The organism is Variovorax sp. V35 (assembly GCF_041154465.1).
Classification (GTDB): Bacteria; Pseudomonadota; Gammaproteobacteria; order Burkholderiales; family Burkholderiaceae_C; genus Variovorax; species Variovorax boronicumulans.
The window spans coordinates 884201-902321 of the sequence record NZ_AP028666.1; the positions used below are offsets into that span (position 1 = coordinate 884201).

Annotated in this window: 19 protein-coding genes; 11 read left to right on the forward strand and 8 right to left on the reverse strand. The window is 63.8% G+C overall.

Translation table 11 applies throughout. The features are described 5' to 3' along the window. Positions 1-23: 23 nt before the first annotated feature. Positions 24-962 (forward strand): 2-hydroxyacid dehydrogenase, encoded by a 939-nt coding sequence (locus tag ACAM42_RS04000; protein WP_369631183.1) that lies wholly within the window; start codon positions 24-26, stop codon positions 960-962. A gap of 10 nt (positions 963-972) precedes the next feature. Here ACAM42_RS04000 and ACAM42_RS04005 read toward each other — a convergent pair whose 3' ends face one another. Further along, the gene (locus tag ACAM42_RS04005; protein ID WP_369631184.1) at positions 973-2415 is read right to left on the reverse strand and encodes an amidase; all 1443 of its coding nucleotides are present in this window, start codon (positions 2413-2415) and stop codon (positions 973-975) included. A 61-nt stretch (positions 2416-2476) separates the two neighbouring features. On the opposite strand from ACAM42_RS04005, the gene ACAM42_RS04010 reads away from it, so the two are divergent. The 5 genes from ACAM42_RS04010 to ACAM42_RS04030 all read left to right on the forward strand — a co-directional run bounded on the left by ACAM42_RS04010 (position 2477) and on the right by ACAM42_RS04030 (position 7051). Next, positions 2477-3466, forward strand: coding sequence for a LysR substrate-binding domain-containing protein (locus tag ACAM42_RS04010; RefSeq protein ID WP_369631185.1), 990 nt, complete (start codon positions 2477-2479; stop codon positions 3464-3466). A gap of 384 nt (positions 3467-3850) precedes the next feature. Next, positions 3851-4750: an amino acid ABC transporter substrate-binding protein gene (locus tag ACAM42_RS04015; protein WP_062471058.1), complete on the forward strand. Its 900-nt coding sequence runs from the start codon at positions 3851-3853 to the stop codon at positions 4748-4750. A 96-nt stretch (positions 4751-4846) separates the two neighbouring features. Further along, complete coding sequence (locus ACAM42_RS04020; RefSeq protein ID WP_139701450.1) at positions 4847-5578, forward strand: amino acid ABC transporter permease; 732 nt, start codon at positions 4847-4849, stop codon at positions 5576-5578. Between the two features lies 1 nt (position 5579). Further along, positions 5580-6269: an amino acid ABC transporter permease gene (locus ACAM42_RS04025; protein ID WP_070060204.1), complete on the forward strand. Its 690-nt coding sequence runs from the start codon at positions 5580-5582 to the stop codon at positions 6267-6269. Positions 6270-6313: 44 nt separating this feature from the next. Further along, a complete protein-coding gene (locus tag ACAM42_RS04030; protein ID WP_056576214.1) occupies positions 6314-7051 on the forward strand; it encodes an amino acid ABC transporter ATP-binding protein in 738 nt (245 codons plus the stop codon). A 73-nt stretch (positions 7052-7124) separates the two neighbouring features. On the opposite strand, the gene ACAM42_RS04035 is transcribed toward ACAM42_RS04030, so the two are convergent. Genes ACAM42_RS04035 through ACAM42_RS04050 form a run of 4 tightly spaced genes read right to left on the reverse strand, consistent with a single transcriptional unit; the run spans position 7125 to position 11070 of the window. Then, entirely contained in the window at positions 7125-8063 is a 939-nt protein-coding gene (locus ACAM42_RS04035) for a nucleoside hydrolase (RefSeq protein ID WP_369631186.1), read from the reverse strand. 46 nt (positions 8064-8109) lie between these two features. Beyond that, positions 8110-9147, reverse strand: a complete 1038-nt coding sequence (locus ACAM42_RS04040; RefSeq protein WP_062471046.1) for a DctP family TRAP transporter solute-binding subunit — start codon at positions 9145-9147, stop codon at positions 8110-8112. A 40-nt stretch (positions 9148-9187) separates the two neighbouring features. Further along, positions 9188-10486 carry a TRAP transporter large permease gene (locus tag ACAM42_RS04045; RefSeq protein ID WP_307635951.1) on the reverse strand — a complete coding sequence of 433 codons (1299 nt, stop codon included), beginning with the start codon at positions 10484-10486 and terminating at the stop codon, positions 9188-9190. Then, positions 10483-11070 (reverse strand): TRAP transporter small permease, encoded by a 588-nt coding sequence (locus ACAM42_RS04050; RefSeq protein ID WP_095743548.1) that lies wholly within the window; start codon positions 11068-11070, stop codon positions 10483-10485. The genes ACAM42_RS04045 and ACAM42_RS04050 overlap by 4 nt, the downstream gene beginning before the upstream one ends. 508 nt (positions 11071-11578) lie before the next feature. Between ACAM42_RS04050 and ACAM42_RS04055 the strand changes: the two genes are divergently transcribed. The 3 genes from ACAM42_RS04055 to ACAM42_RS04065 all read left to right on the forward strand — a co-directional run bounded on the left by ACAM42_RS04055 (position 11579) and on the right by ACAM42_RS04065 (position 13661). Beyond that, positions 11579-11725, forward strand: a complete 147-nt coding sequence (locus tag ACAM42_RS04055) for a hypothetical protein (protein ID WP_369631187.1) — start codon at positions 11579-11581, stop codon at positions 11723-11725. Positions 11726-12533: 808 nt separating this feature from the next. Beyond that, the gene (locus tag ACAM42_RS04060; protein WP_369631188.1) at positions 12534-12914 is read left to right on the forward strand and encodes a hypothetical protein; all 381 of its coding nucleotides are present in this window, start codon (positions 12534-12536) and stop codon (positions 12912-12914) included. Positions 12915-13178: 264 nt separating this feature from the next. Next, positions 13179-13661 carry a GreA/GreB family elongation factor gene (locus ACAM42_RS04065; protein WP_062471040.1) on the forward strand — a complete coding sequence of 161 codons (483 nt, stop codon included), beginning with the start codon at positions 13179-13181 and terminating at the stop codon, positions 13659-13661. A 79-nt stretch (positions 13662-13740) separates the two neighbouring features. Here ACAM42_RS04065 and ACAM42_RS04070 read toward each other — a convergent pair whose 3' ends face one another. After that, the gene (locus tag ACAM42_RS04070; protein ID WP_369631189.1) at positions 13741-15207 is read right to left on the reverse strand and encodes a PLP-dependent aminotransferase family protein; all 1467 of its coding nucleotides are present in this window, start codon (positions 15205-15207) and stop codon (positions 13741-13743) included. A gap of 386 nt (positions 15208-15593) precedes the next feature. Here ACAM42_RS04070 and ACAM42_RS04075 point away from each other — a divergent pair, with 386 nt between their 5' ends. Then, positions 15594-15830: a hypothetical protein gene (locus ACAM42_RS04075; protein WP_062471033.1), complete on the forward strand. Its 237-nt coding sequence runs from the start codon at positions 15594-15596 to the stop codon at positions 15828-15830. Positions 15831-16265: 435 nt separating this feature from the next. Here the strand turns inward: ACAM42_RS04075 and ACAM42_RS04080 are convergent, their stop codons facing one another. After that, a complete protein-coding gene (locus tag ACAM42_RS04080) occupies positions 16266-16709 on the reverse strand; it encodes a hypothetical protein (protein WP_369631190.1) in 444 nt (147 codons plus the stop codon). Next, positions 16709-17116 (reverse strand): hypothetical protein, encoded by a 408-nt coding sequence (locus ACAM42_RS04085; RefSeq protein ID WP_369631191.1) that lies wholly within the window; start codon positions 17114-17116, stop codon positions 16709-16711. Before ACAM42_RS04085 ends, ACAM42_RS04080 begins: the two co-directional genes overlap by 1 nt. Before the next feature lie 314 nt (positions 17117-17430). Between ACAM42_RS04085 and ACAM42_RS04090 the strand changes: the two genes are divergently transcribed. Next, positions 17431-17994 (forward strand): hypothetical protein, encoded by a 564-nt coding sequence (locus ACAM42_RS04090; RefSeq protein WP_369631192.1) that lies wholly within the window; start codon positions 17431-17433, stop codon positions 17992-17994. The last annotated feature ends 127 nt before the right edge of the window (positions 17995-18121 follow it).

Below are 18121 nucleotides of genomic sequence, written 5' to 3' on the forward strand. Positions count from 1 at the left end.
TCACCGATCCCAGGAGTTCAGACGTGTCGACCAAGATTCCCCTGCTGGTGCTCAACAGCCTCTCGAGCGCCCACCAGGCCCAGATTGCCGAGGTCTACGACATGACCTACGCCTTCGGCGACGCGCAGCGCGCCGCCGCCATCGCCGAGCACGGCCCCAAATTCCGCGCGGTGCTGACCATCGGTGTCATCGGCCTCACGCCCGCCGAGATCGACGCCATGCCGGCGCTCGAGCTGGTCTGCTGCATGGGCGCGGGCTACGAAGGCGTGCCGCTCGATGTCACGCGCGCACGCGGCATCGCCACCGCCAACGGCGCGGGCACCAACGACGACTGCGTGGCCGACCATGCCTTCGGCCTGCTGATCAGCATCGTGCGCGAGTTCCGCACGCTCGACCGGCTGTGCCGCGAAGGCGTGTGGCGCGAAGCCATTCCGCAGCCGCCGAACGTGTCGGGCAAGAAGCTCGGCATCCTGGGGCTGGGCACCATCGGCCAGAAGATCGCCAAGCGCGCCGCCGCCTTCGACATGGAAATCGGCTATCACAACCGCAAGCCGCGCGAAGGCGCCACGCACCGTTACTTCGACGACCTGAAGTCGCTCGCCACCTGGGCCGACTTCCTGGTGCTGGCCGCGCCGGGCGGGCCGGCCACGAAGCACCTGGTCAACGCCGAGGTGCTCGACGCGCTGGGGCCGCAGGGCTACCTCGTGAGCATCGGCCGCGGCAGCGTGGTCGACACCGAGGCGCTGGCGAAGGCGCTGCGCGAGCACCGCATCGCGGGCGCGGGCCTGGACGTGTACGAGAGCGAACCCAAGCGCCCCGAACCGCTCATCGGCCTGGACAACGTGCTGCTCACGCCGCACATGGCGGGCTGGTCGCCCGAGGCCACGCAGAAGTCGGTGGACCACTTCCTCGCGAACGCCCAAGGGCACTTCGCGGGGCGCGGCGTGCTCACGCCGATCTGATCAGATCGGATCAGGACAGGGCCGGCGGGCGCCGCGCCGACCAGCCGCAGGCCTGGTCGTAGGCATGGCCCAGCCGCAGCACGTCGAGGTCGGCATGGATCGGCCCGGCCAGCTGCAGGCCCATCGGCAGCCCGCCGTCGCCGAAGCCCGCGCGCACATTGAGCGTGGGCAGGCCCGCCAGCGTGAAGGGCGTGACGATCTCCATCCAGCGGTGGTAGGTGTCGCTCTTCACGCCGTTCACCTCGGCCGGCCAGTGCAGCTCGGCATCGAACGGGAACACCTGCGCGGCCGGCGCGACCACGAAGTCGAAGCGCTCGAAGAGCTTCAGGAACGCGCGGTACACGTTCGAGCGGTAGTGCGAGGCCTGGTACAGCGAGGCGGCGTCCAGGTGCCGGCTTTGCTCGATCTCCCATTGCGCCTCGGGCTTGAGCTGCGCGAACAGCTTCGGGTCGCTCAGGTAGGCGCCGAGCTTGCCGCCCACCAGCAGTTGCCTCAATCGCAGCCAGGCGCTCCAGTTGTGCTCGCGCGGCACGTCGAGCGTGCAGGGCTCGACCTCGCAGCCGATGGTGCGGAAGGTGTCGAGCGCCTGCTCGCCGAGTTCGCGCACGCCCGGTGCCAGCGGCAGTTCGGGCCAGAGGCTGCCGAGCCAGCCGATGCGCAGGCCGCGGCCGTCGCCGTCCAGCTGCAGGTCGTCGGGCGAGGGCAGGGCGTGCGGCGACGACAGCGGCACGCGCGTGTCGAAACCCGCCTGCACGGCCAGCAGCCGGGCCGTGTCTTCCACCGTGCGGCCCATCGGGCCTTCGCAGCCCAGCTGCTGGAAGAAGAGTTCCTGCTCCGGGTCGCCGGGCACGCGGCCGCGCGAAGGGCGCAGGCCGATCACGTTGTTGAAGGCGGCGGGGTTGCGCAGCGAGCCCATCATGTCGCTGCCGTCGGCCACGGGCAGCATGCCCAGGGCCAGCGCCACGGCCGCGCCGCCGCTGCTGCCGCCCGCGCTGCGATCGGGCGCGTAGGCGTTGCGCGTGATGCCGAACACCGTGTTGTAGGTGTGCGAGCCGAGACCGAACTCGGGCGTGTTGGTCTTGCCGATGACCACGGCACCGGCCGCGCGCATGCGCGCCACATGCAGGCTGTCGGTGCGCGCGGGCGAGCGCGGCGACAGCGGCGAGCCCATCGAGGTCGGCAGGCCGGCGGCGTGGCTCAGGTCTTTCACAGCCAGCGGAAAGCCGTGCATCCAGCCGCGCCGTTCGCCGCGCGCCAGCTCGGCGTCGCGTTCGTCGGCCTCGGCCAGCAGCTGGGCTGCATCGCGCAGGGAGACGATGGCGTTGAACTGCGGGTTGAGGGCGTCGATGCGGGCGAGCGCGGCCTGCATCACCTCGCGGCAGGACACGTCGCGGGCCGCGATCTTGCGCGAAAGTTCGGTGGCGCTGAGGTCAGGCAGGTCGTCGAAAGGCATGGCGCATGCGGGAAAAGGAGGGGGCGCCCAGTATGGCGCGGCGCTCGCATAATCGCCGCGTATGGAAACAAAGTGGCTCGAAGACTTCATCAGCTTGGCGGAAACCCGCAGCTTCAGCCGCTCGGCCCAGTTGAGGCACGTGACGCAGCCGGCGTTCTCGCGGCGCATCCAGGCGCTCGAGGGATGGGCCGGCACCGACCTGGTCGACCGCAGCTCCTACCCCACGCGCCTCACGCCCGCGGGCCAGACGCTGTACAGCCAGGCCATCGAGATGCTGCAGTCGCTGCAGAGCACGCGCGCCATGCTGCGCGGCCATTCGGCCGCCGGCCAGGACGTGATCGAGATCGCCGTGCCGCACACGCTGGCCTTCACCTTCTTTCCCTCGTGGGTCACCAGCCTGCGCGAGCACTTCGGGCCCATCAAGAGCCGGCTCATTGCGCTCAACGTGCACGACGCGGTGCTGCGCCTGGTCGAGGGCAGCTGCGACCTGCTGATCGCCTACCACCACCCCTCGCAGCCGCTGCAGCTCGATGCCAACAAGTACGAGATGGTCAGCCTGGGCGAGGAAACCGTGGCCCCCTGGGTCAAGGCCGATGCCGAAGGTGCGCCGCGCTACCGGCTGCCGGGCCGCCCGGGTCAGCCGTTGCCCTACCTGGGCTACGCGCCGGGCGCGTACCTCGGGCGCGTGGTCGACCAGCTGCTGAAAGAGTCGGGCACCGCCATCCACCTCGACCGCGTTTATGAAACCGACATGGCCGAAGGCCTGAAGGTGATGGCGCTCGAAGGCCACGGCATCGCCTTCCTGCCACAGAGCGCGGTGCGCAAGGAGATCAAGGCGCGAAAGCTCGTGAGCGCGCTGCCGCCCGAGATCGACAGCCTCGAGGCCAAGATGGAAATCCGCGCCTACCGCGAGCGGCCCAGCACGCCGGTCCCGGTGAAGGCCGGCGCCGGCCGCTCGGCGGCCCGGGCGGGGCTGTCCGAAAGCCTGCAGCCCAAGCGCACGGCCGACGCCCTGTGGTCCTACCTGGTCGGGACCCAGCCGCCGCAATGAGCGGGCGAGTGTGAATGGTTGTGGATTTGTGCGCTGCACAATCTATAAGCACCACGCATACGACCCCCCGCAATCAGCATTGGCGGCCCGGCCACGGCGCCACTACAGTCGCGGCAGTTTTTTTCGGCCGTTGCACGCCGGGGATCGCCGGTCGCTGCTTGCGCCACGCACAGCCGCCCGAATGCCGGGCACAAAGGCTGCTTAGTGAAAGTCGGACAATGCGAAATGTCTGGATTGCACCAGGCTGGCGCCCCGATGGGCGCAGCCGGTGCGAGGCGGGCGGCGATGCCCGTGGAATGCACCGGGTTGGTCCGGGTATCCCGCAAAATGCGAGTGTCTAGAATTTCGTTCTATTTGTTTCAGTCACCCTCAGGAGCTTTTCGTATGAAAAAACAAGTATTGGCATTGGCTGTCGCAGCGCTCGCCACCAGCGGCGCCTTTGCACAGGCCAATGACACCCTGGCCAAGATCAAGGCCTCGGGCACCATCACCGAAGGCGTGCGTGAGTCCTCCGGCCTTTCGTACACGCTCGGCAATGGCCAGTACACCGGCTTCCATTACGACGTCTGCGCCAACATCATCAAGGACCTGGAGAAGGCCGCCGGCAAGAAGCTCGAAGTCAAGTACCAGCCCGTGACTTCGCAGAACCGCATCCCCCTCGTGCAGAACGGCACCGTGGACATCGAGTGCGGCTCCACCACCAACAACGCCACCCGCCAGAAGGACGTGGCCTTCGGCGTGACCACCTACGTCGAAGAAACCAAGATCGTCGTCAAGGCCAACTCGGGCATCAACTCGCTGGCCGACCTGAAGGACAAGACGGTTGCCACCACCACCGGCACCACGCCGCTGCAGACCGTGCGCAAGCAAAAGCGCGCCGAGAACCTGACCTTCAAGGAGGTCTACGGCAAGGACCACTCCGACAGCTTCCTGCTGCTGGAAACCGGCCGTGCCGACGCCTTCGTGATGGACGGCTCGATCCTGGCTGCGCTGGCCGCCAAGTCGAAGTCGCCCAAGGACTACAAGATCCTGAACGACGTGCTGGCCGTGGAACCCATCGCCATCATGATCCGCAAGGACGACCCGGCTTTCAAGAAGGCCGTGGACGACAGCATCAAGGCACAGGCCAAGTCGGGCGAACTCGCCAAGCTGTATGACAAGTGGTTCCTCAAGCCGATTCCCCCGGCCAACGTGACCATCAACCTGCCGCTGGGCGAAGCCACCAAGAACGCGTGGGCCAACCCGAACGACAAGCCGGCCGAAGAGTACGTCACCAAGGAATAAGCGCGCGTCGCTGCGTGAATGGACGCCCACCTTTCGCGGTGGGCGTTTCTTTTCAAGGGACGGTTTTTCGAAAAGAAGCTGAAGGAGTAAACACACATGGGAAACTGGGATTGGCAGGTCTTCCTGCAAGACCCCGGGGGGGAATATCCGAGCTACCTGCAATGGATGCTCTCGGCCTGGGGCTGGACCGTGTCGGTTGCGCTGCTGGCGCTGATCGTCGCGCTGGTGCTGGGCTCGCTGATCGGCATCATTCGCACGCTGCCCGACAGTCCGTGGCTGGTGCGCTTCGGCAATGCATGGGTGGAGCTCTTTCGCAACATCCCGCTGCTGGTGCAGATCTTCCTCTGGTACCACGTGATTCCGGCGCTGGTTCCCGTGATGAAGGGCGTACCGAGCTTCATCCTCGTGGTGCTGGCACTGGGCTTCTTCACCTCGGCGCGTATCGCCGAGCAGGTGCGCTCCGGCATCCAGGCGCTGCCCAAGGGCCAGCGTTACGCGGGCATGGCGGTGGGTTTCACCACGCCGCAGTACTACCGCTACGTGATCCTGCCGATGGCGTATCGCATCATCATCCCGCCGCTCACGAGCGAGACGATGAACATCTTCAAGAACTCGTCCGTCGCGTTCGCCGTGTCGGTCACCGAACTCACCATGTTCGCCATGCAGGCGCAGGAAGAAACCTCGCGCGGCATCGAGGTCTACCTGGCGGTGACGGCGTGCTACGTGGTGTCGGCCCTGGCCATCAACCGGCTCATGGCGTTCATCGAGAAGAAGACCCGCGTGCCGGGCTTCATCGTCTCGGCCAGCGCTGGCGGCGGAGGACACTGACATGATGAATCTCGACCTGTCCTTCTACAACTGGGACGTCATCAGCAACTTCGTCATCAAGGGCTTCTACTTCAGCATCATGCTGACGGTGGTGGCCACCATTGGTGGCGTGATCTTCGGCACGATCCTGGCGCTCATGCGCCTGTCGGGCAAGAAGTGGCTCGATGCGCCCGCGGCCCTGTACGTCAACGGCATGCGAAGCATCCCGCTGGTGATGGTGATCCTGTGGTTCTTCCTGCTGGTGCCGGCGTCGTTCTATTCGCTGTTCGGTTCGCTCGGCTCGAACTACCGCTCGGAAATCTCGGCGGTGATCACCTTCGTGGCGTTCGAAGCGGCCTACTTCTCCGAGATCATGCGCGCGGGCATCCAGTCGATCCCGCGCGGCCAGGTGAACGCGGGCCAGGCGGTGGGCATGACCTACGGCCAGAACATGCGCCTCGTGGTGCTGCCGCAGGCCTTCCGCAACATGCTGCCGGTGCTGCTCACGCAGACCATCATCCTGTTCCAGGACACCTCGCTGGTCTACGCCATCGGTGCCTACGACATGCTCAAGGGCTTCGAAACGGCGGGCAAGAACTTCGGCCGTCCGATCGAGGCCTACCTGCTGGCGGCGGTCGTGTACTTCGCCATGTGCTACGCCCTTTCCTGGCTGGTGAAGCGCCTGCACAAGAAAATCGCCATCATTCGCTGATTGAGTGGCTGAACTGAACCGGAGAGAAACAAATGTCCGAAAAAATGATTGAAATCAAGAACGTCTCCAAGTGGTACGGCCCGGTGCAGGTGCTCAACGACTGCTCGGTGAACATCTCCAAGGGCGACGTGGTGGTGGTGTGCGGCCCGTCGGGTTCCGGCAAGTCCACGCTCATCAAGACCGTGAACGCGCTCGAGCCCTTCCAGAAGGGCGAGATCACCGTCAACGGCATCCCGCTGCACGACCCCAAGACCAACCTGCCCAAGCTGCGCTCCAAGGTCGGCATGGTGTTCCAGCACTTCGAGCTGTTCCCGCACCTGTCGGTGACCGAGAACCTCACGATCGCGCAGATCAAGGTGCTGGGCCGCACGCCCGACGAAGCCAAGACCCGCGGCCTGAAGATGCTCGACCGCGTGGGCCTGATGGCGCACAAGGACAAGTTCCCGGGTCAGCTGTCGGGCGGCCAGCAGCAGCGCGTGGCGATCGCCCGTGCGCTGAGCATGGACCCGATCGTGATGCTGTTCGACGAACCCACCTCGGCGCTCGACCCCGAGATGGTCGGCGAAGTGCTCGACGTGATGGTGAGCCTGGCCAAGGAAGGCATGACCATGATGGTCGTCACGCACGAAATGGCCTTCGCCCGCAAGGTCGCGAGCCGCGTGATCTTCATCGACGTGGGCGGCAAGATCCTCGAGGACTGCCCGAAGGACGAGTTCTTCAACCACCCGGAGAACCGCCAGCCGCGCACCAAGGACTTCCTGAACAAGATCCTGCAGCACTGATTCGCTGCGGCGCCCCAAGCAAAAAGCCACGCTGTTCGCAGCGTGGCTTTTTTCATGGGGTTCGGGTTGAGGCTCAGGGCAGCCGCGCGATGTGCTCCGTCAGCAGGTCGAAGAAGCCCTGCGCATCGCCATCGACGACCCAGTGCACGTTCGCGGGCCGCTTCAGGCTGCCGTGCCAGTCGGCCACGGTCTGGCCGAAGCCCATGCCTTCGCGGCTGTCGATCTCGACGTGGATGCGGCGGCCCTGGAACAGGTCGGGCCGCAGCAGGTAGGCCGTCACGGTGGCGTCGTGCACCGGGCCGCCCGGCATGCCGTAGTGGGCCATCTCCTGCGGCGCATAGGCGTCGAGGATGTCGGCAACGATCGCGCCGGCGCGGTTGCCCAGCTGGCGCAGCCGCGCGATGCGCGCGTCGCTCGTGAGGATCTTGTGCGTCACGTCCAGCGGCAGCATGGTGATCGGCACGCCGCTTTTGAGCACCGCCTCGGCCGCATGCGGGTCGGCGAACACGTTGAACTCCGCCACCGGCGTGATGTTGCCGCCGTTGAAATGCGCGCCGGCCATGAGCACCAGCTCGCGCAGGCCGCGCACGATGTCGGGCGCCTGCTCGAGCGCCAGCGCGAGGTTGGTCTGCGGGCCGAGCATGGCGAGCGTCACGCTGTGCTCGGGCGCGGCGCGCAGCGTGCGCACGAGGTAGTCGACGGCATGGCCTTCGGCCAGCGGCACGGCGGGCTCGTGCACGGCCACGCCCGTGAGGCCTTCGCGGCCGTGGATGTTGGCGGCGTAGATCGGTGTGCGCTGCAGGGGCCGTTCGGCGCCCGCGTAGACCGGAAGCTCCGGCCGTTCGGCCCATTCGCAGGCCAGGCGCGCGTTGCGCGAGGTCTTGGCCAGGGGAACATTGCCCGCCACCGTGGTCAGCGCCTGAATCGCCAGCGATTCGGGCGCCGCCAGGGCGAACAGCAGCGCGATCACGTCGTCCGCGCCGGGGTCCGTGTCGATGATCAGGGTGTGCATGGCGACATTGTCATGCCGCCCCGATCCACCGACGGCGATGCGCGGCTTACTTCGCGCGCGCGGCGATGGCCTTCTCGGCCTTGGCCACCAGGTCGACGCCGACGGTCGACTTCCACTTGTCGTACACCGGGCGCGTGGCCTTCACGAAGGCGTCGCGCTCGGCCGGCGTGAGGTTGGTCACCGTCACGCCCATGGCCGCGATGTCTTTCAGCACGGGCTTGTCGGCTTCGACCAGGCCCTTGCGCGCGATGGCGATTTCCTGCTTGCCGGCGTCGAGCGCGGCCTGGCGCACGATGGCCTGGTCGGCCGGCGTCCACGAGGCCCAGATTTCCTTGTTCACGACGAACACCAGCGGGTCGGCCACATAGCCCCAGGTGGTGACGAACTTCTGGCCCACCGTGTGCATCTTGAGCACGGTGAACAGGAACAGCGGGTTCTCCTGGCCGTCGACTGCGCCGCTGGCGAGCGCGGGCTGCGCGTCGGCCCAGCTCATCTGCGTGGGGTTGGCGCCCAGCGCGGTGAGCATGTCGGAGTAGATGGGCGAGCCCACCACACGGATCTTCATGCCCTTGATGTCGGCCGGTGACTTGATCGGCTTCTTCGAGTTGGTGATTTCGCGGAAGCCGTTCTCGCCCCAGGCGAGCGGCACCACGCCGGCCTTGTCGAGCGTCTTGAACATGTCCTTGCCCACCTCGCCCTGCGTGAGCGCGTCGATGGCCGCGTAGTCGGGCATCAGGAAGGGCATGGAGAACAGGTTGAGCTGCTTCACTTGCGGCGACCAGTTGATGGTCGAGCCCACCGCCATGTCGATCACGCCCTGGCGCAGCGCGCTGAACTCGCGCGTCTGGTCGCCTTGAATGAGCGACACGCCCGGGTACAGCTTGATGTTGATGCGGCCCTGGGTGCGTTCCTTCACGAGGTCGGCCCAGATCTTGCCGGCCTGGCCCCACGGCGTGGGCGGGCCCAGCACCAGCGACATCTTGTACTCGGGCTTGTAGGTGGCTTGCGCCATCGCGCCGGTCGAGAACAGGCCGAGCGTGGCGGCGACGGCGGCAAGGCCCAGCAGGGTGCGGCGGAATTTCATGAGAGAGGTCTCCTCTTGGTCTGTCGATGGATCGAAAAAATCAGTAGCCCAGCTTGCGCGGCAGCCAGAGCGCGAGTTCGGGGAAGGCGATCACCAGCACCATCACCACGAACATCGAGAACAGCATCCAGCCCACCCACTGCACGGTTTCTTCCATGCGCACCTTGGCGATGCGGCACGAGACCATGAGGTTGACCGCCAGCGGCGGCGTGAACTGGCCCAGCGCCACCTTCAGCGTGAGGATCACGCCGAACCACACCGGGTCCCACTTGTAGTGCTGCACGATGGGCAGCAACAGCGGCACGAAGATCAGGAAGATCGACACGCCGTCCAGGAACATGCCCACGGTGATCAGCAGCAGGATCAGCAGCGCCAGGATGCCGTACTCGCCCAGCCCCGAATTCACGATGGCGCGCGTGACCGGATCGATGACGCCCAGCGTCGAGAGCGAGTACGCGAAGATGCCCGCCAGCGACACCACCAGCAGGATCACCGCCGACAGCTCGCCCGACTCGCGCAAGATCACGAACAGGTCGCGCACCTTGATCGTCCGGTGGATGCACATGCCCACGAACAGGCCGTAGAACACGGCGACCACGGCCGCCTCGGTCGGCGTGAACCAGCCCGCGCGCATGCCGCCCAGAATGAGCACCGGCGCCGCCAGGCCCCAGATCGCTTCGCGAAAGCTCTTCCAGAACGGCGGGCGCGGCAGCGTCGATTCGAGCGCGCCCATCTTGTGCTTGCGCGCCAGCCACACGGCCGGAATCATCAGCGCCAGGCCGGCCATCACGCCGGGGATCATGCCGGCCGCGAACAGCGCCGGCACCGAGGCGCCGGGCACCAGCACCGAGTACACGATGAACGCGACCGAAGGCGGAATCAGGATGTCGGTGGCCGCCGCGGCACCCACCACGCTGGCCGAGTAGGCGGCCGGATAGCCGGCGCGGCTCATGGCCGCGATCATCACCGCGCCCACGGCGGCGGCATTGGCCGGGCCCGAGCCCGAGATGCCGCCCAGGAACATCGCCACCGCAATCGCCACCAGCGGCAGCATGCCGGGGCCGCGGCCCACGATGGCGATGGCGAAGTTGACCAGCCTCAGCGCCACGCCCGAGCGGTCGAAGATGGAGCCGACCAGCACGAACATCGGAATCGCCAGCAGCGGGTACTTGCCCAGGCCGGCGTAGAAGTTCTGCGGCACGGCCAGCAGGCCGAACCACTGCGCGTCGGCGTTGGCCAGCGCAATGCAGGCCGCGCCCGCCAGACCGAGCGCGGCGCCGATGGGCACGCCCACCAGCATCATGAGCACGAAGGCGACGAAGAGCAGGGTGGCGATCACTTGGCGTCGCCCTTCTTGCTGCTGCTGTTGTCGTCAGACTTGTAGTTGGTCTTGCGCCCACGGCGGACCATCAGGCCGATGGCGCGCCCCGCGATCGCGAACGACACGATGGGCAGCCAGATCGAATACCACCAGGCCGGCAGGCCGATGCCGGGCGTGGTTTCCTCGAAGCGGTAGTCGTCCCAGACCATGCGGATGCTGAGCGCGCCGATCAGCGCGAACAAGATGGCGATCATCAGCGCACCGAACTGGGCCAGGCGCTTGCGCCGCGCCATGGAGCCGCTTTCCGAGAAGTACTCGATGCGGATGTGCCGGTCGCGCGCCACCGCGGCCGAGCCGGCCACCAGCGCCAGCATGATCATGAGGAACACCGAGAACTCCTCCGTCCACGCGAAGGACGAGTCGGTGAAGTAGCGCACGATGACGTTGGCAAACGTGATGAGCGCCAGCGCACCCATGATGAGGACCGTGAGCCAGTCTTCGATGGCGAGGGGAACCTTGGTGGGTTCGTCGGCGGCTTCGATGTCGGGGGGGAGGGGACTGGCGGCGTCCAGCGTGGGGCCGGACTCGGGAGGAGTTGTCATCGCAGGAAAGGGCAGCTGAGGCAGGCGCCAGGTCACCGGGCGGACGCCGGGACGCGATCCGTACACCTTGACAGGCGAGCAGCGCTCGATGCTAGGGGGTCAATGACCATTCATATATCGGGGGTTTCCTTAGCTGTGGCGGCTGGTTGACTGCCTCTTTGCGGCCCTTGTTCGGGGCGCTGTTGTCGGGGGCGCGTGCACAGGACACCGGGTACTCCCCTCCGCGAATGTCCCCCGGCCTGCGGCCTCCTCCTTGATTTCGCTGCGGGGAGCACCCGATGCCCTGCGCACGATGAGTGCGGCTGTGGCGTTGGCGGTTCGACCGCTGCGGCGGATTGCAGATGGATGTGCGGGGGCGTACCACTGAGCTTTCGTGAGCGACAGGCACTGGCGAAGCAGAAGCCCGAAGGGCTGGTGCCGGATGCGGTCGACATGGACAGGGCTGCGTTCAATTTCGAATCACGCTGATCAGGCCCACCTTGCCCTAACAGTGCGAACAGAAGACCAAATGGTCCTCGCCTGTGCTGGCGTGCGCATCATGGACTGCGACGATGGCCCCGATAGCATCGAGGTGAACGTCTTGGGCATTTCCTACCCGGCCTATGAGACGTTGTTTCCCGAGCACGTCGCAGCCTATGAGCGACAGTGGGGCTGATCACGTCGGCTACTCGGTCACGACGGTAGCGCGACTGGCTGCAGTCGGCCGGAACCGGCCGTTCGCCGTGCCGGCACAATGTGCCAACAAGCGGGCGTCCACGGCTTCGGCACAGTCTGTTCGAAAGAGCGCGGACGTGGTGACCCGATGGTTCCACGACCCCTCGCACCTTGGGCCTACGAATGTTGCATCGCCTTTATTGCTCGAGCGGAAATACGGCCGGAGTCGACGAGTACATCTGTTATTCGGAGATCGGAGCCGACGGCTCCTGGGTACGTTACGTTGAAATAAAGTCAGATGGAACGGCGCTCCGGTACGACACCGAATGTGCCGCGGATCAGTACGGAATCCTTCCTGAAGGTAAATGGGACGAAGCGGAATCAACAATGGGCGAGTACGGCGCAGTTGTAGCGATATCCGCCGAGCTGTTCCAAGCGGTTTGGTCCGTGACGCGATGCATCAACGACGAGAAGGGAACAGATGAAAGCAGAGTTCACCGTTCTTGAGGATGCTGAGGGCTACTGGTTTGTTCCACGTAGCGAGGAAGATGCTGCTATTGCGGATCCGTCTTCATATCGTGTTTCTTTGCATCCCACGGCTTCGGGTCAACCACCAGCATCAAGCGGGAGGCGACTTCAAGTGGGGTGAAGCCCTTTATCTACTGGCCTTCGATCACCACTCGGATCGCTCCGTTTGTGCGAGCCAAGAAGCCATAGTTCAGAACTTTCTTTGCTGGCTCGTGACGGCCAGAAGGAGCCATCCGTCTTGATGGGGCGTTCTTCCAGTTCAGGCGGAAAAAAGGAAAAAAATGGATGCCCCAGAGCCAAGCGTGGCGTGTAGAGAGGTAATTTTGGAGTGGACCAGGCTTTCTCAGCTGGCAGACTTTGCTGAGCGGCGACATGGATATGGCAACAGCAACGGTGGCTTTGGCGTCGACTACCCTGAAGACTTGGACGAGTACGACATCCACGTTGATGGCGTCCGAATTCCAGAAGGTTCACTTCTGCTTTACGGCTATGCGATCGCAATCCCACCTGGATATGAAATCTTGGTTGATGAGAAGGTGTACCTCTGCACCCTCAGGGAGATCTTGTTGGAACGTGGGCTCGTTGCTGACGCAGAGCGGGTCGCTGTTCTGCTAGCAGACGAGATGAATCCATCGAGTGAGGGGAAAAGAAAGAGAATTTAGTACCGGCAAGTTGCTTAGCCGCCGATCAAGTCGACGATGCTGCGGTCTACGTCTCAGTACTTGCAGACCGCCCGGGGAACGCCCCATGTCTGGAGCGGGCATGAAGCCGAAATCGCTCTGAAGGTCCGCTTTCGCAAAGCCCGAAGAGCGGCTTCGGGCCCATAGCTCAAGTTAACCTGCAGCCAACAGAAGCGTCGAAGGCTTCTGGAGCCCTTCATAATCAAAATCTGCCCCCCCGCTTGTTTGAGATACCGACCTTTCGTCATGGATAAATTCTTGCTGCAACAGCAGGTGCTGGAACGGCTCGCCGAAGACCTGCTGCAAGCCGAACAGGCAGTGCGGGCAGCCCATGAAACGGCGACTCACGAAGAGAACATCGCCGAAAACAAATACGACACATTGGGACTCGAGGCCGCCTACCTGGCCACCGGCCAAGCTCGGCGCGCCGAAGCCATACGCCAGGCGATGGCCAATTGGCGCCAATTCCGCCCGCGTCCCTACGACGCCAGCATAGGAATACGGCTCGGCGCGTTGGTCTGCCTGGTCGATTCCGACGACAAGCAGCAACAGCTCTTTCTCGGCCCGGATGGGGGCAGCATGACGTTGGTCAGCGGCACTCAGCTTGTTCAGGTCATCAGCAGCGAAGCCCCTTTGGGTCGGGCAATGCTGGGCAAATGCGAGGGTGATGAGGTGTCGATACAGGTCGCTCCAATCCGACAGCAGTTTGAGGTGCTGCGGGTTCTTTAAGCCGCGACTGGACAGAAGCGGCACGCGTGACGTTGAGAGTCAGTCGAAGGCGGCGGACCTCGACCTGCATGGACGCGAACTAGGGTCTCGACAAACGTTCCTCGAAGATTGGCCCCGAATTTCCGGTTGTAGATTTCAGCTGCGCGTTGGCGAGATCTCCAAGACTCCTGATAGCCCCTTCCAAGCGCGGGTCGCCGAGATACCCGTAGTTGATGCGCAGGTGCCGGGTGTATCGGCGGTCGGCTGAAAACAAATGGCCCGGCGCTACGCCTATGCCGAGCCGAAGAGCGTCCTGGTGCAGCGCGAGCGAGTCGACACCTTCTGGCAGCGCGAGCCACAGGAAATAGCCACCCTCGGGGCGCGTGACCCGCGTTCCAGTTGGAAAGTATCGATCGATAAATCGCAAGCATGCAGCCTGCTGGCGGCTGAGCGAATGCCGCAGGGCGCGCAGGTGACGATCGAAACTCTTGTGTTGCAGGTACTCCTGCAACGCCAGTTGCGAGGGGAGTGCCGTCGCCAGCGAGCTCATCAACTTGTTGCGACCCAAAGTGGCGGCAAAGCGACCGCCCGCTACCCAACCGATGCGATATCCGGGTGCCAGGGATTTCGAGAAAGAACTGCAGTGCAGCACCCAGCCATCCCGGTCCCAGGCCTTGGCTGGTGGCGGTCTCCGAGCCCCATGCGCGAGCTCGCCGTACACGTCGTCTTCGATCAGCGGTATGGCGCGGGCGGCGAGCATGCTGACCAGTTGCTCTTTGGCTGCGTCGCTCATGGTGCAGCCCATTGGATTCTGGAAGGTCGGCATGAACCAGCAGGCCTTCACCGGATGCTGGTCGATCACGCGAGCAAGAGAGTCGAGATCTACGCCTGTTCGCGGGTGGGTCTCAACCTCGACCGCGCGAAGACCGCGCCGCTCCAGTGCCTGCAACGCACCATAAAAGGTTGGCGTTTCGATCGCCACGAGGTCGCCTGGCTGCGTCACCGATTCGAGCGCAAGATTGAGTGCTTCCATCGCCCCGCTGGTGATGACCAGTTCAGACGCAGGAACATCCATTCCGACGCTGCCGTAACGCAGGGAGATCTGATGGCGCAATTGGACGTTTCCTGGTGACAAATCCTCGACGGTCTGCCAAGGATCCATCCGCTTGAGCGCTCGCGTCAGGCCGGCGGCAAGTTGTTCGAAGGGAAACAGCTCTGGCGACGGAAAGGCCGAGCCGAGCGGGACCATATCGCGCTCGCGAGCCTGCGCAAGGACCTGAAAGACAAGCGACGAGACGTCGACCGACATGGACCGCAGGACAGGCTCGCTGGCGGCGAGTTCGTGGGTCGGCATTTCCGCGCCCGCTCGAACGAAGTATCCCGACCGCTGCCGCGCTTCGACAAGCCCTTGCGCCTCCAGCAGGTAGTAAGCAGAGAACACGGTGGACGCACTGATGCCCATTTGCGACTTCAGTTCGCGCACGGAGGGAAGGCGATCGTTCGCCTTCAGGCTACCCGCGCGAATACGCTGAGCGATGTTGTCGGCAAGCTTCTCGTAGCGGTTCATGGGCATCTCTTTCTGATACGGTCGTTCTGGACCGCTCCAGAGATTGTCATATCAGACGTCGGCCCGCCCCGGCGCGACTACCGGCCTCCTTGCATCTGATACGGAAATTTTCGGCTGATCTGGTTCTGTACGTATCAGCCTGGAAGATGAACACTCGTCAGCACGATGAGAGTGCTTCTGTGGTGCAGGCAGACTGCTCCGCCTTTCGACCCATGTCTTGCGTGCCTTTCGACGCGCCTTGCGGACGCCCATTTAGCTCACCGCAACCGTTTCGTTAGATTGATTGATTGATTGATTGATTGAATTTCCGTTTCTTCATCGGTCTATTGAGCTAATCGCCGCACCCGGGCACTTCGCCGTCTGTCACCATTGATATCCCTTCAATCATGAATTCAATCCCTATCTCTTTTGTTATTTTCAAGGTTCTCGTGCTCAGCGTGGGCATGTATTTAGCCGTCAAGTGGCATTACGAACGGGGACAGAAGGACAAGAATCAGAAGACAGCTGCAGTGGTACTGACATCCATCAAGGTGGGCGGGGCGTTCGTCGCTTCTGCGTTCCTCGTGCTCTTCCTTACCTTTGAATTTTGCAATTGGATGGGTCTGGACCTGGCCATGCAGTGATTGGAAGTTTTCGGTCGATAGCCCGGATACGGTGTGACTAACGGCACGACCCTTTCAGAGACGGACATCGACACGACGGCGCGGTATTTGGCTGGCATGCCGACGTGCGAGGCGAGCTCGCCGATGGCAAAGTGCTCGCCCAGAATTCATGTCAAGTGGTCGCCTAGCTGCATCGTCTCTGCTCCTGCGCCAACCTGCGTTGGTGCCGGGCATCAGGCCAGCTACCTTCTTGCCAGCAGCCTTGAGGCGGCGCCAGAACTCGATCTGGCCATCTTCGATTTTCATATTCGATGAGCCCGCCGAGTGGCTGCTTGTGGCCGACTGTAGCCGGCCGCGCTACCGTCTTGAGCGGGGCCCAAGCGGTAGTTCGCTCGTTCTGGAAAGCGGTCACTCAGCGGCTACTGGCGAGACCGCGCGCCTCGTTGCTCAGGAGTGTTAGCGCTCGCCGGCCGCCTCCGCGATTTCTTGTGCGGCCTTCCAGTTCGACTCTGCCTGTAGCCAAGTAACGAAGGACATTGGCAGTCCCAACCCACCGAGAGCGGCCGAGACCACTTCGTTGACATCTAGGCCAACGAGAGCTGAGGCGTCAACATGGACAGTCGTACCAGGCTGCGGCGACGATAAAAACTCATCAAGAAAGACCATCATTCCATTAGGAAGGTGGCAGCCAAAACCACGCGCCTCCCCCATGCCTAGCTCTTGCCAGCTCTCAACCGGTAGTTCCAATTGAGCAGAGATCTGCGCAATTGGCAGGCTGAGAGCGCAGATCGGAAACTGCATCCGCAAGGTTTCGCTTTCCAACAAGGGGCGAAGAGGGCTCATCAGTTTGAAAGTCAGGTCGTGGCCGAATCCCGGCGCATGTGATGCGGCTCCGAGCATCAGTTTTCGCCAGCGACAATTTGATTCCGATACTTTCGCCACTTCTGCAGATTCTGTGCGGGATGGGCGGACTGCTCAAGGAAGCCACCGGCGCTGTAGTCAATCGCTTGACAGTCAAGTTTCTCGCAGAGAAGCAAGATGCCTTCTACGATGGCATCGCCAGCACGCACGTGTAGCGCCACAGACGTAACCGGATCGTCCTTTCCGACGTTGAATTCGATGGAGCCAAGCTCACTTCCGAATATTCCCCATGAAGGATCGGTCCAGTCTGTCCCAGGAAAGACGGCCGTTACGGTTTGCTGAACAACGCTTAACGCGCCGAGCGGATTGGGTTGTTCATCGCGGGGCATCTCTGAGACGTCGGTGTAGCGACGGCTGAATTTAAAAAGACCGACATCCCAGGACACGAGATCTCCTTATGCAGCGAGTGTTTGCATCGAATGACCGCTCCTAGCCGATAGTACCCATTCGCGCGAGGCCGAGGGATGTCGGCAACCGCTGCATAGCCGTCCTTCGCGTGCGCCCGCTTCAGTCTGTTGCGAGACAGGCCCGCACGCCTGGCTATCTCGCGAATGCACAACCATTCATTTCATTTGCATCTTTTACTCAGAGCAAATCAGCCGGCGCATCATGCCTTGTGCATGTCGTATTGATGCACTTTGGGTCTCGGCTCGACCCACCCGGCCGCTCCGGTATCCAACTACTTCAATTGGAGACCCAAATGAAAAAATTCATTCCCAGCGCCATCGCCAGCCTCCTGATCGCAGGGGCAATTTTGCCGGTCGCCGCCAAGGAGAAAGTCGTCGACCGGAGCATCACGGAAGCGGAAGTCCTGGGGGCCCAGCAGGCCTGGTGCAAGGCGCTGGTCGACATCAGCGCTGCGAATTCCAGCGCAGGGCAGCCGGCCGCCAGGGCGCTGGCCGAGAAGGTCATCGACAGCGCCTACGCCTACCAGTTGGGCGCAGTGCTGTTCAAGCCGACGCTCACGACATCGCCGCAAACCTTCCGCACCGCTCGCGACGGCGCGCTGGCGTACTTCGTGGGCGGCAACCCTGCCTTTCCCAACGACACCGGCTTCGCCCTGAAAGGCTGGACCAAATGCGAGATTGCCAACAGTGCCGTGCTCATCCACGGCGACGTGGCCAGCACGCTGGGTAACGTGCTGTTCACCGACCCGGACGGCAAGGTCACCACGGTCGACAAGACCTGGACTTTCGTGAAGGACGGTGCCGGCAAGCTGCGCATCGTCGTGCATCACTCGTCGCTGCCGTACGCTGGCCGTTGAACACCGCGTTCGAGTGCCGGCATTGGTGGCTCAAAGGCGCGAATCGGTGGCAGCACGCCGTCGTAGCGCGCGACCTGCACCGTAGTGCGTTGCCCCGCGCAACCCTGCGCCAGCGATGAGGTGCCGA